The 11,818-nt window shown below is 55.4% G+C and carries 13 protein-coding genes; 3 read left to right on the forward strand and 10 right to left on the reverse strand.

What is annotated here, in order from left to right; all coding sequences use genetic code 11:
- Positions 1-16: 16 nt before the first annotated feature.
- Genes KHU29_RS09275 through KHU29_RS09305 form a run of 7 tightly spaced genes read right to left on the reverse strand, consistent with a single transcriptional unit; the run spans position 17 to position 6,475 of the window.
- Positions 17-454 (reverse strand): nuclear transport factor 2 family protein, encoded by a 438-nt coding sequence (locus tag KHU29_RS09275; RefSeq protein WP_211452510.1) that lies wholly within the window; start codon positions 452-454, stop codon positions 17-19.
- Positions 451-1,227, reverse strand: coding sequence for an SDR family NAD(P)-dependent oxidoreductase (locus tag KHU29_RS09280; RefSeq protein ID WP_211452511.1), 777 nt, complete (start codon positions 1,225-1,227; stop codon positions 451-453). Before KHU29_RS09280 ends, KHU29_RS09275 begins: the two co-directional genes overlap by 4 nt.
- A gap of 16 nt (positions 1,228-1,243) precedes the next feature.
- Positions 1,244-2,488 (reverse strand): MFS transporter, encoded by a 1,245-nt coding sequence (locus KHU29_RS09285; RefSeq protein ID WP_211452512.1) that lies wholly within the window; start codon positions 2,486-2,488, stop codon positions 1,244-1,246.
- The gene (locus KHU29_RS09290) at positions 2,488-3,033 is read right to left on the reverse strand and encodes a chalcone isomerase family protein (protein ID WP_246541744.1); all 546 of its coding nucleotides are present in this window, start codon (positions 3,031-3,033) and stop codon (positions 2,488-2,490) included. The genes KHU29_RS09285 and KHU29_RS09290 overlap by 1 nt, the downstream gene beginning before the upstream one ends.
- Positions 3,034-3,077: 44 nt before the next feature.
- On the reverse strand, positions 3,078-4,331 hold the full coding sequence (locus tag KHU29_RS09295; RefSeq protein WP_211452514.1) for an SAM-dependent methyltransferase: 1,254 nt from the start codon (positions 4,329-4,331) through the stop codon (positions 3,078-3,080).
- On the reverse strand, positions 4,328-5,137 hold the full coding sequence (locus KHU29_RS09300) for a DUF1365 domain-containing protein (protein ID WP_211452515.1): 810 nt from the start codon (positions 5,135-5,137) through the stop codon (positions 4,328-4,330). Before KHU29_RS09300 ends, KHU29_RS09295 begins: the two co-directional genes overlap by 4 nt.
- 27 nt (positions 5,138-5,164) lie before the next feature.
- Positions 5,165-6,475, reverse strand: coding sequence for an NAD(P)/FAD-dependent oxidoreductase (locus KHU29_RS09305; RefSeq protein WP_211452516.1), 1,311 nt, complete (start codon positions 6,473-6,475; stop codon positions 5,165-5,167).
- A gap of 361 nt (positions 6,476-6,836) precedes the next feature.
- On the opposite strand from KHU29_RS09305, the gene KHU29_RS09310 reads away from it, so the two are divergent.
- Entirely contained in the window at positions 6,837-7,703 is an 867-nt protein-coding gene (locus tag KHU29_RS09310; RefSeq protein ID WP_211452517.1) for a ferritin family protein, read from the forward strand.
- Positions 7,704-7,814: 111 nt separating this feature from the next.
- Complete coding sequence (rfaE2, locus tag KHU29_RS09315; protein WP_211452518.1) at positions 7,815-8,303, forward strand: D-glycero-beta-D-manno-heptose 1-phosphate adenylyltransferase; 489 nt, start codon at positions 7,815-7,817, stop codon at positions 8,301-8,303.
- A 107-nt stretch (positions 8,304-8,410) separates the two neighbouring features.
- On the opposite strand, the gene KHU29_RS09320 is transcribed toward rfaE2, so the two are convergent.
- From KHU29_RS09320 to KHU29_RS09330, 3 genes are all read right to left on the reverse strand, one after another.
- Positions 8,411-8,863, reverse strand: coding sequence for a copper chaperone PCu(A)C (locus KHU29_RS09320; RefSeq protein ID WP_211452519.1), 453 nt, complete (start codon positions 8,861-8,863; stop codon positions 8,411-8,413).
- Positions 8,864-8,978: 115 nt separating this feature from the next.
- Entirely contained in the window at positions 8,979-9,461 is a 483-nt protein-coding gene (gene trmL / locus KHU29_RS09325; RefSeq protein ID WP_211452520.1) for a tRNA (uridine(34)/cytosine(34)/5-carboxymethylaminomethyluridine(34)-2'-O)-methyltransferase TrmL, read from the reverse strand.
- Positions 9,462-9,539: 78 nt separating this feature from the next.
- A complete protein-coding gene (locus KHU29_RS09330) occupies positions 9,540-10,325 on the reverse strand; it encodes a ComF family protein (protein ID WP_246541747.1) in 786 nt (261 codons plus the stop codon).
- A gap of 120 nt (positions 10,326-10,445) precedes the next feature.
- Here KHU29_RS09330 and KHU29_RS09335 point away from each other — a divergent pair, with 120 nt between their 5' ends.
- Positions 10,446-11,390, forward strand: coding sequence for a methyltransferase domain-containing protein (locus KHU29_RS09335; protein WP_211452521.1), 945 nt, complete (start codon positions 10,446-10,448; stop codon positions 11,388-11,390).
- Positions 11,391-11,818 lie beyond the last annotated feature (428 nt).

Here is an 11,818-nt window from a genome sequence, read left to right on the forward strand (position 1 = left end):
ATTTCCGGCACGGGCGTTAATGTTGTGCAGCCCGCTTCAATACCCGCATCATGCCGCCTAACAACGGCATTTTTTCATACAGTTCTTCGGCGACGTCCCAATAGTCGCGGTGATAGGTGATTAGGCCGCTTGCATCGAAATGCAGGTGGGTGGCGCCGTGAATCGATTGTTCTGCCGTCGAAAATCGTTTCATCCGAAACTGGAAATCCCAGGTCAGGAAGGCGCTCTGATCTTGCGCCATTTGGCTGGTGACGATAAAGCGCGGCGCATCTACCTGCACAAACATGTGGTTGAATATCTGAGTGATCGCGGCCAGTCCGCGCACTTCATTGAACGGATCCTTGAACCAGGCGTCAGCCGCATATATCTGCGGCATTTCAGCCAAATTGGCGGGCGCCAGATTTTCAAAAAAATGCACGATCCGCAATAGATGCTGTGATTGGCTATTGTTCATAATCCGGTCACCTTGTGAATCAACGCAAAATATACGCGATAGGGCAACAGGCGCGCCAGCCGCAGCCAATTGGTGAAGCGTTTGGGAAAATGCAGGTGAAACTCACCGCGTTCCAGGCCTCTGATCAGTGTCGCCGCGGCATCTGCGGCAGGCATCAGCGCCGGCATCTCGAAATCATTTCCCGCGGTCAGCGGCGTATCCACGAAACCGGGATTCACCAGGTAAACACCGATGCCGCGCGGGCGCAGATCGAGAAACAGGCATTCCGCCAGATTGATCAAGGCCGCTTTCGACGGACCGTAGACCATCGCTTTCGGCAAGCCGCTGTAGCCCGCGACCGAGGCCACGATGCCGATTGCGCCCGCGCCTTGTGCCAGCAGAAGCGGCAAGATCGCATCCAGGCAATTGAAGACACCGCGCAGATTGGTATCGATCAGCTGATTGGCGATGCGCAGATCGAAATTGTCGGCGCGCATTTCGTTGTAGGCGCCGGCCACGATCAACATCAGGTCGATTCCTTGCCAGCGCTGGAGGATGATATCGCGCGCTGCGAAGATGCTGTCCGGGGCGGTGATATCCAATGCCAGTTCTAGCGCTTTCGCATGATCTCCGGCGATCCTGTGCAAGGCGTCGGCATTGCGAGCCGACAATGCGACACGGGCGCCCTTGTGCAGCAGCTGACGCGCGGTTTCGGCGCCTATGCCACTCGAGGCGCCGATGATCCAGACGCGTAAATTGCGCCAGTCCGTGATGGGAGAATTCAAGGGTTTCATCGCAGAGGTTTCGTCGCTAAATGTCTCGTAACGGTGCGCGCCACAATATCAACGCCGCCACTAACTTGAGCGCGCAAGGCAGCAAGGCATACGCGCATGACAGGGCGCGAGTGCTTTGCTGGGCAATGCTGCCTGGCTGATAAGCAAGATATTGCAATAGCGGCAGGGAAATGCCTGCGGCCAGCGCCAGGTTCATTTTGCTGGTCCAGTTCCAAATACCGAAATAGGCTCCTTCCCTTTGATTACTATGCCCGGCATGTCCGATGACTGCTGCCAGCAATGCTGGCGGCAAGGCGAGGTCGGCCCCTAGAGCCAGGCCGGAAATCACGCAAATCGCGGCGAACGGCAGCAAATCGCCCGCCGATAGACAGTAAGCCCAGATAAAAGCGGCAATCGCCAGCAGCATTGCCGCCAGCCACACGCGTGCTTCGCCATAACGTCGTGCCAGGAGATGCCAGCCCGGCATTGAAGCCGCGCCGGCAACGAAATACAGTACCAGCAACGGGCCGCTGTAAGAGGCAAGCCGCAAGCGGTCGTCGACAAAAAACAAAAACAGGGTCGCCGGAATTGCCGCGGCAATGCCGTTCATCAGGAATACAGCGAACAGCCAGCGGAAACGTCTGTTGCGGAAAGGGACAGACGCGGCGCCAATTGCCGAACCGTATTTGTCCATCGGCCGCACCGGCGGGCGGGGCGCACCGCGTAATAGCAAAGCAGTGGCGAGCAGGACCGGTGCAAATATCAGGGGTAACGATTGCAGCCCCAGCAGACTCGGCAGGATAGCCGCCAGGATGACGCCAGACAGGCCGCAGGCTTCGCGGGTTGCCGTCAAGCGCGTTCGTTGCGCCGGAACCTGGGTCAAGGCGGCGCCCCAGCTCTGGTGGGCAATTGTCGCCAGGCTGAAACCGACGTAGACCACCAATAATGTGCCTAGCAGCCACGGCAACGCAAAGTCGGCGGCAAATGCCGGCGGTGCAAGCAAGCCGCCCATCCCGGCCAGCAGAAACGGCAGCGACAAGACGATGGCGCGGCCATAACGATCCTGGCTATTGGAGCGATCAAGCCAATTGCCAAGAACCGGATCGAGAAAAGCATCGAACAGGCGGGCGGCAAGCAGCACACCGCCAATCGTGGCTAGGGATAGGCCGAAATGCCGGGCGTAAAAATGCGGTACGTAGACATACACGGGCAACGCAACCAAGGCCAGCGGCATACCGAACAGCCCATATGTCAGCAGCACCGGAAATCGATAGCCGTCCATCAGTCATGTCCAATATCGACCAGCAGCTTCTTGCGCAGTGCCGCCGCGCTGGTTTTCGGGCTGAGCCAGATGGCAAAAAAAGCATGGGCAAACTGCGGGTCGGGAATGTCGCCCAGGCCTTTCCCGTCGAGGAAAAAGCGGGCGCCATAGTTAGGCAGATATACACCGGTGATGTGGGTGCCTTTCACTACATCCTTGAACACGCCCTTCATTTGCCGTAGCCATTGGCTGTATTGCGCATCGCTGGCGCTGCCGGTTATTTTCATTTCCTTGATGCTGGTCTCGGCGATGCTATCGCTGTCGAATGAACGGGCATAGCGTAAATCAAGTGCAAAGGGCGCATTGTCGGGAGCCGCTACCTGATAACCTTGCGGTCCGACCCAGAGCTGCGCATCGTATATCAGCAGGCCGAACCAGCGAAAGCTGCCTTGGCCGGCAAGGTGTGCGTCGGCAATCGCCCGTTGGATATGCGGAGGAGGGCTGATATCGGGATGGTTGCCGCTATCGCTGATCGCATTGGCGCTGCCGACGCTCAATAGTGTCAACAGACATGCTGAAAATATCCGGATTGCCATATGTCGCCTGCCAATCAGATTTTTTGTAGCGTGAATTGCGCCACGTTGATGCTTCCGGCACGGAAGCCAGCTTCGCAATAGGCCAGGTAGAAATCCCAGGTGCGCAGGAAACGATCATCAAATCCTTGCGTCAGCAACCGTGGCAATTGTTGCTTGAAGGCCTGCCGCCATTCCGCTAGCGTGCGCGCGTAGTCGATGCCGAACAACAGCGTGTCGACCACCTTCAGGCCATGCTGCTCGGCGTGTTGGCAAAAAATGGAAGGCGACGGCAACATGCCGCCGGGGAAAATATACTGCTGGATGAAATCGGTGCCTTTGCGATAGCGCTCAAATAGTTCGTCGGCAATGACAATGCTCTGAATGCATGCGCGGCCACCGGCTTTCAAGTTTCGCGCAACACAGGAAAAATATCCTGGCCAGTATTTTTCGCCGACCGCTTCGAACATTTCGATTGACGCGATGGCATCGAACTGGCCGTTGATGTCGCGGTAGTCCTGCAGCAGCATCTGGGTTTTGTCGACCACGCCGGCTTGCTGCAGGCGCTGGTTGGCGAATTGCAGCTGCTCGGTTGACAAGGTCAGTCCGGTGACGTGCGCCGCGGCTTCGCGCGCAGCAATTTCGGCAAAGCCACCCCAGCCGCAGCCAATCTCCAGGATGCGGGCGTTGCCGCCGATATCAAGCTGTTTCAGGATGCGCTGGTACTTGGCTTGCTGCGCTTCTTGCAGGTTCTCCACGTGACTGTCTGAAAACAGCGCACTGGAATAGGTCATGGAAGGATCCAGCCATAGCTGGTAAAAATCATTGCCTATGTCGTAGTGCGCGTGGATGTTCTTGCGGCTGCCGGCCTTACTGTTGTTATGGAAAAGATGTTTGACGCGATATAGCAGGTTGCCCCACCAGGTACCGTATATCACCGACTCGACCGCTTGCCGGTTGCGGACGAATAATTCAATCAGGCCCGGCAGGTTGTCGGTCGTCCAGTGCTTGTCGATATAGGTTTCAGCAAAACCGATGTCACCGGATTTGAGCGCCGCATGGCACACATCCCAATTTTTCAAGGTCATCGTCAAAGCCCTTGGATAACGATCGTCGACCTTGCCGAAGGTGGCGCTCCGGCCGTCGGGGAATTGCATGGTGAGCGCGCCATGCTCAAGCTTGTTAAGCATTTGCAATATGAATTTCGCTGGCGCCGGATAACCATCGGCAGATAGATATTCCGTATGCGGATTGAGGCCGAATGCGGTTGAATGAGTGGAGTCGGAATTCATCTTGTCACCTCGCGGGATGGCGGAACGGGTTTGTTGAAAAAAGGAATGTGCTTGCACCATAATTTGAGTGCTTGCCAATGAATTCGCAGGATCACGCCGAAAGTCATCAATGGATACGCCAGCATCGCTTTGGCGACGCTGCGATTGGAAACCGGTTCGCCGCTCAGTGAGCTGCCGCAGACACTCGTCAGCAGCAAGGCGCCGGTGGCGTCGTCGTATTCGATCCGTGCGGTAGTGTGTTCATACTGTTGCTGATCGACTGTGCGGTCAGTGCGCATGAAGCGGAAGCGATAGACGCCTTCGACGCCACAGAACGGCGATACATGGAACACTTTATTGGCGCGCAACTCAGTGCCGAAGGCAATGTCAGCTCCCGCGGCGCCTTGCAGCAGGTAGTAATGTTTTTCACCGAAAGTGTTGTGCACCTCGCACATGACGGCGCGGAGGGCGTTGTCGGCAGCATGGCAAAACCAGAACGAAATGGGATTGAATGCGTAGCCGAATACTCGTGGAAACGTTTGCAGCCAAATCTCACCGTCGGCGTCGTGTATGCCTTCTGCCTTGAGCAGGGCATCGATACGGTCCAACGCAGATTGCGTGCCGTCGCCATAGTCCTTGTCGTGGAAAGACAAGAGATTGAAGCGGTTACGCGACAAAAAGATGTTGTCGAAATCGCTTTCGGCTAGCGTGCGTAGCGGTAGCCGCAGGTAATACACGCCATAGCTGAAGGCATTGCGCTTTGGCTTCAGCCGTACATGACGAACTTTGCCAAAACATAATTGAACCTGGTGCGGGGCTGTTTGCATGACTTGTCCGATAGGCCGTTGATGGGATCAGGCCGCCACGCTGCATACTTCAGATGCCGGCGCCGCGGCGATTTCTTGAATCGCCTGCGCCACCGCCTGTCCGGATTTCAAGCCATCTTCGTGAAAACCGTAACCCAGCCACGCGCCTGCAAACCAGGTGTTGCGTTGTCCCTGAATGGCAGGGAACTGACGCTGGGCGTCAATCGCGCCGGCATCAAAGACCGGATGCGCATACGCGAAACTATCGATCACGGATGCCGGCGCAGGTGCTTCAATCGGATTAAGTGAAACCATCAGCGGCGTCTTGAACGGCAGCGGCTGCAATTGGTTCAACAGATAGTGAACACATACTTCTTGCCGCTCGCTGGAGGAACTTTGATAGTTCCAGGCCGACCAGGCTTTGCGTTGCTGTGGCAGCAGGCTGGTATCGGTATGCAGGACTGCCTGGTTCGGCTGGTACTTGATCGATCCCAGCAATCTCTGTTCTTGTGCGCTTGCATCCTTGAGCAGAAGCAAGCTCTGGTCGCTATGGCCAGCCATGACCACGTGGTCGTAGAGCTGGCTGCCGTTGCGGGTTTCTACGCTGACTTGATAGCCGGCGACGTGGCGCAGGCGCGACACTGCGGTAACCGGGGTTTGCAAATGCTTGCGCGGGATTGCAGCCAGCATTTTTTCGACATAGTGGCGAGCGCCGCCCTGCACGGTTTGCCATTGCGGCCGATTGCTCACTTGCAGCAGGCCGTGGTTATGGCAAAAGCGGATAAAGCTGGCGACCGGGAACTCCATCATTTTCGCGGTCGGGCAAGACCAGATGCAACCGGCCATCGGCAACAGATACCAGTTGCGGAATTCATGGCTGTAGCGATATTGATCCAGAAAATACCCCAGCGGCATCAGACTGGCCATTCCATCCAATGCCAGTGCCGTGGCTTGCCGATTGAAACGCAGGATGTCTCGCAACATGCGCAAATAGCCGGGACTGAGCAAATTGCGGCGTTGGGCAAATACGCTATTCAGGTTGGCGCCCGCCCACTCCAGCGTGCGAACGCCGAAAGCGCCGGCAATCGGCATTTTCACGGAAAATGACATGGTTGTTGCCACTGTGGCAATTTCAAGTTCTTCGAACAGCTTGACTAGCGTCGGATAAGTGCGATGATTAAAGACTAGGAAACCGGTATCGACACCATAGGATCGGCCCTCCAACGTAACCTCGACGGTGTTGGTATGGCCGCCGAAATAGCTGTTGGCTTCATACAGCGTGACTTGCTGTCCTGAGATGGCGAGCCTGTATGCACAAGAGAGGCCAGCGATACCTGAGCCAATGACCGCGATTTTCATCTGCCTGCTTTCTGCTGAAAAGATCATCCGATGGTCGGCCCAGGAAATTCTCGGGGCCTGCAGAGTGATACGCGGCAAACTGATGATCGGATTCAAAAGCAGGATTCAAAAGCAGGGCGGCAGGTTGGATGTTTTTAGTTTGATAATTTTTCTGTTGGTTGCATCTGAAACCCGTTGATATGCGTAAAACACAGATCAGGAGACAAATCGGTATCCGATGGTGTGCTCTAAGCGACAACTTGACTTTGTCCGGATTTAAGACAGTTTTTTAGCAAAAAATTGGTTGTCAGCAGGTTTATAAACGGGCTTGTAACAAATTCTTGGTAAAATCGAATAGTTAACTCACTTGCTTAAGGTATGTATGCTGTATCCAGAACTGTTTAAATCGCTTGAACAAGTCCGCTGGAACATGGAGACCGATATTCCATGGGACAAGTTTGACGCCACCCAACTGTCCGATGAACAAGCTCAAACTATTCGTATGAATGCGATTACGGAATGGTCGGCGCTGCCTGCAACCGAGATGTTCCTGCGCGATAACCACGGCGACAGCGATTTTTGCGCGTTCATGTCGGTATGGTTTTTTGAAGAACAGAAGCATTCCCTGGTGTTGATGGAATATCTGCGCCGTTTCCGGCCCGAACTGGTGCCGACCGAAGCCGAGCTGGACAAGGTCCGTTTCGAATTCGACCCGGCGCCGCCGCTGGAAACGTTGATGATGCATTTCTGCGGCGAGATTCGCCTCAATCACTGGTACCGTTGCGCCTCCGATTGGCATACAGAGCCGGTGATCAAGCAAATTTACAAGATCATCAGCCAGGACGAAGCACGTCATGGCGGTGCTTACCTGCGCTACATGAAGAAGGCTTTGAATGAAGTGGGTGATGGCGCTTCCGCCGCATTCGCCAAGATCGGCGTCTTGATGGCTTCGGCGCGCCGTACCGAAAAGCCGCTGCATCCGACCAATCTGCACGTGAATCAGTCGTTGTTCCCGAACGATACGGTGCAGAGCCGTCTGCCGGATCCGGAGTGGCTGGAGCGTTGGCTGGACGAGCAAATCAAATTCGACGGCGTCTGGGAAAAGAAAGTGGTCGATCGTATCCTGCACAATATGTCGTTATTGTTTGAACGTACCTTCGATACAGTGCAAGAACTGAACCGCTATCGCAAGGAAGTTGTCGCCCGCCTGGCCTCGACGGCGGCCCCAGCTCCATCTCCAGCAGTCTGATGTGAGCGACGCTAAGTTTTTAGCGTCGCCTGTAACTGCTGCAAATTGATTGAATCCAAGCCGCAAGCGCAAGTATTGCGGTTTTTTTTATTGTGACCTCTTATATTCGCCATGCCTAAATTTGAAACCAAGCTTTGTACCCGCGCTGAATTGAAAGCTCGCGTTGCCGCTTTGCCGCAGCCGGTGGTATTGACCAACGGCGTATTCGATATCCTGCATCGTGGCCACGTTACCTATCTGGCGCAGGCACGTGAACAAGGCGCGTCGCTGGTGGTGGCGGTGAATACCGATGCCTCGGTCAAGCGACTGGGCAAGGGCGATGACCGGCCGATCAATATCTGTGCCGACCGCATGGCCGTATTGGCGGCGCTGGAAGCTGTCAGCCTGGTGGTCGAGTTTGATGAAGATACGGCGCTGGAAGTGGTGCAGGACGCGCAGCCGGGGGTGTACGTCAAAGGCGGTGACTATCAGATGGATGCGATTCCGGAAGGCCAGGCCGTACTGGCGTATGGCGGCCAGGTGGTCGCGATTCCGTTTGCCCATGATCGCTCGACGAGCAAATTGCTGAACAAGGTGCGAAATGTGCGAGAGGGCTCCTGATCTTCACGATCAGCCACGATCAGCCAGGCAATAAAAAAGCGCGGTTTTCTTCCGCGCTTTTTTATTGCAGAAACCGTTTGTATTTAGTGTTGATGCGCCGCGCCGGCTTATTTTCCGCTCAGATCGGTGACGACTACAGACACCTCGATCTTGCCGGCTTTCCGGAAAGTCAGTGTCAGCGGAAATTTGTCGCCAGCCTTCAATGGCTGGTTCAGGCCCATCAACATGACGTGGTAACCGTGGCCCGGCTTCATGTTGACAGTGCTCGCCGGCGGCAGATCGATCTCGCCGACTTCGCGCATTTTCATGACATTGCCATCCATGGACATGGTGTGGATCTCGCTGCTCTTGGCGACCGATGAGCTGACGCCGATCAGTTTGTCTGCTTCCTTGCCCTTGTTCTCTATACTCAGAAACGCACCGCCGCCAGGCTGGCCCGGGACTGTGGCGCGCGCATAGGGATGGCTGATATGCAGGCTGCCAAGGTCGTACTCCTGAGCATAAGCGGAAACGCTGATGGCGAGAGAACAGAGAAACAGGGACACGGAACGCACGGACATGATGATCCTTCGATTAAATTGGGTAAATACCAACGGCAGATAGTGGGGCTGGTTTTTTTTACAGACGACTCGGGAAATACATCATGCTTATTTGCAAGACGATGAATTATAACAATCAGGCTCCGCCGCTATAACCATTTTGGCGCCACGCCTCATACACCACGACTGCCACGGTATTGGATAGATTCAAGCTGCGATTATCCGGCCGCATCGGCAAACGGATCCGTTGCGAAGCCGGAAATGATTCGCGCAGCGCCGGATCGAGGCCGCGGGTTTCCGAGCCAAATACAAATACGTCGCCTGGCTGGAACTGGAGGTTAGCAAAGGGCGTCGAGCCATGGGTGGTCATGGCAAACATGCGGCTGGGATCATAGTTGCCGGCAGCACGCATGCTGGCGATGAAGGCGTCCCAGTCGGCATGCACCTGCATGGTGGCGTAGTCGTGGTAATCCAGGCCGGCCCTGCGCATTTTGCTGTCATCCAGTGGAAAGCCAAGCGGTTCGATCAAATGCAATTGCGCACCGGTATTGGCGCACAGGCGGATGATGTTGCCGGTATTCGGCGGGATTTCCGGTTCAACCAGTACGACGTGGAACAACTTGATTCTCCTTATGATATGTATAGGTCGATGTATAGATCGATGTATAGATCGATAAATCACGGATCGCGAGGACGGTTATGGCGTCCTCGCAAACACGAAATTGGTGATGCGCCGTGCACCATGCCGGCGTAGCGTCTTTGCCAGTGCGTGCAACGTTTCGCCGCTAGTCATGACATCGTCGACCACGCCTATGTGGCGGCCCTCTATATGTTGCGCGGCTGCCGGCGGCACGGCAAACGCCTGGCGCAGATTGCGACGTCGTTGCTCCAGCTCCGGCACTTGAGACTGGGGCAGGGTATCGCGTTGCCGCAGCAGCAATCCGCGCTGCAAATCAAGCCCGAGCATACGCGACAGAGGTTTGGCTATTTCCAGCGCCTGATTAAACCCGCGCTGTTGCAACCGTTGCGCGCTGAGCGGCACCGCTGTCAGGATATCAGGCAAGTCCGCCGGTAGCATCGGCTCAGTGCTGCTTGCCTGGCGCTGCATCACATCGCATAGCATTTGTGCAAACATCGGCGCCAACGCCAGCCGTCCACCGAATTTTAGCGCGAGAATCAACTGGTCAGTTGGCGCCCCATAGTCGCACGCCACGATGGTGGTATCGAAGGCACGAGGTTGTTTCAGGCAGTTGCCGCAGAGTGCCGGGCCGGGGTCGGGGCTGTTGTCGGGACCACTGAGCCGAGGAAGTGGATTCGCACATTGTCTGCAGCGCGGCGGGCAATCGGAAAAATAATGCTGCTTGCAGCCGCCGCAAATAATGTGCTTGCCGCTTTGATTGCACAACGCGCAGCACGACGGCATGCTCGCCAGGATACGGGCAAGTTGCAGTTGCGGCCAATGGCGTAGCAGGGGAAATGGCAAAGGGTAGGTCTCGTTCTTATCAGATGTGGGAGAGAAGGATGGCGGCACTCCCAGCCTACAGGCATTCAAGCGTGTAAACTACTGGCGATTATCGCATTTCATTTCATTTGCCGGATTCTGATGCCTACCTCACTCCCCCCTCTCGAAACCAGCCAAAGTGCGCCGATCGACTTGCGCCGGGTGCGCCAACTGTTTGCGCAACCTGCGCTGGTACGCGAATCCGAGTTCATGCGTCGCGAAATTTCAAGCCGCATGCATGAGCGTCTTGCCCTGGTGAAACTAGCGCCGCAACGGGTATTGGATGCCGGCTGTGGCGCCGGCCCTGATATATATACATTACAGCAGCGCTTTAGCGAAGCCGCCATTATTGGACTGGATGCATCCGCCGCCATGCTGTCGATGGCAAAAGAACAACGTCAGACGGCGCAGCTATCGGTCAATCGCCTGTTGAAGAAGTGGTTGCCGTTCACCGGTAAAAGCGATGAGTTGGCATCGGCCCTGGTATGCGGCGATTTCGCCCAGCTGCCATTGGCGCCAGGCGCGGTTGATCTGGTCTGGTCCAACCTGGCCTTGCACTGGCATCCGCAGCCGGATCGTGTGTTTGCCGAATGGCGCCGTATATTAAGAGTGGATGGCTTGCTGATGTTTTCTTGCTTCGGCCCGGACACATTTAAAGAACTGCGCAATGCGTTTGCGGCTATTGATAACGGCGCACATGTATTGCCGTTTGTCGATATGCACGATTTTGGCGACATGCTGGTTAATGCCGGCTTTTCGACGCCGGTCATGGACATGGAGACTATTACAGTGACTTATGACACGGTGGAGAAATTGTTAGCCGATGTCCGCGCCTGGGGCGGTAATCCGTTAGCGACTCGCGGCCGTGGCTTATTAGGGCGTGCCGCCGGGACCCGTATCAAGGCTGCGCTGGAAGCTACGCGCCGCCCGGACGGTAAATTACCGCTCACCTTTGAAATTATCTACGGTCATGCGTTCCGGCCGGTACCTAAAACTACGAGCGGCGGCGAGTCGATCGTGCAGTGGGATTTAGGTAAAAAGAGATAAATCGAAATATTTTTAACAAAGTACTTGCGGGGATGTGAGAGGGTTGCTATAGTTCGCCTCCCGTTGAGAACGACGCGAAAGAAGCGAAGCAGCTGAGAGGTAAATAGGCTGTTTTTGCGGGCGGAGTTTGAGGGGGAAAAGCGGGTTAGGAAGTTGTGGTGGCAGTAAAAAGTTTTTCGGTGAGTAGTAAAAAAGTAGTTGACGAAAAACTGGAAACGCCACATAATCTCATCTCTCTGCTGCTGACAAACAAAACGATTTGACGGCGACGCGAACCCGGGTTTGGGTGACGCGAAGTGGCAGGTTCTTTAACAATTAACAGTCGATAAGTGTGGGCGTTTGATGGAAGTGCAGCGTCATTCATGTAAATGGATGGCGTATAACTTAAAACATTAAATGTTCACAGAAGAAGAAAATAGGCGCTTTCG

Source organism: Collimonas antrihumi (genome assembly GCF_018304965.1).
GTDB classification, from domain to species: Bacteria; Pseudomonadota; Gammaproteobacteria; order Burkholderiales; family Burkholderiaceae_D; genus Collimonas; species Collimonas antrihumi.

Bases quoted from the DNA above. Each gene is read 5' to 3' on its own strand.
- KHU29_RS09275 (WP_211452510.1), bottom strand. From the start codon at position 454: ATGAACAATAGCCAATCACAGCATCTATTGCGGATCGTGCATTTTTTT.
- KHU29_RS09280 (WP_211452511.1), bottom strand. From the start codon at position 1,227: ATGAAACCCTTGAATTCTCCCATCACGGACTGGCGCAATTTACGCGTC.
- KHU29_RS09285 (WP_211452512.1), bottom strand. From the start codon at position 2,488: ATGGACGGCTATCGATTTCCGGTGCTGCTGACATATGGGCTGTTCGGT.
- KHU29_RS09295 (WP_211452514.1), bottom strand. From the start codon at position 4,331: ATGAATTCCGACTCCACTCATTCAACCGCATTCGGCCTCAATCCGCAT.
- KHU29_RS09300 (WP_211452515.1), bottom strand. From the start codon at position 5,137: ATGCAAACAGCCCCGCACCAGGTTCAATTATGTTTTGGCAAAGTTCGT.
- KHU29_RS09305 (WP_211452516.1), bottom strand. From the start codon at position 6,475: ATGAAAATCGCGGTCATTGGCTCAGGTATCGCTGGCCTCTCTTGTGCA.
- KHU29_RS09310 (WP_211452517.1), top strand. From the start codon at position 6,837: ATGCTGTATCCAGAACTGTTTAAATCGCTTGAACAAGTCCGCTGGAAC.
- rfaE2 (WP_211452518.1), top strand. From the start codon at position 7,815: ATGCCTAAATTTGAAACCAAGCTTTGTACCCGCGCTGAATTGAAAGCT.
- KHU29_RS09320 (WP_211452519.1), bottom strand. From the start codon at position 8,863: ATGTCCGTGCGTTCCGTGTCCCTGTTTCTCTGTTCTCTCGCCATCAGC.
- KHU29_RS09335 (WP_211452521.1), top strand. From the start codon at position 10,446: ATGCCTACCTCACTCCCCCCTCTCGAAACCAGCCAAAGTGCGCCGATC.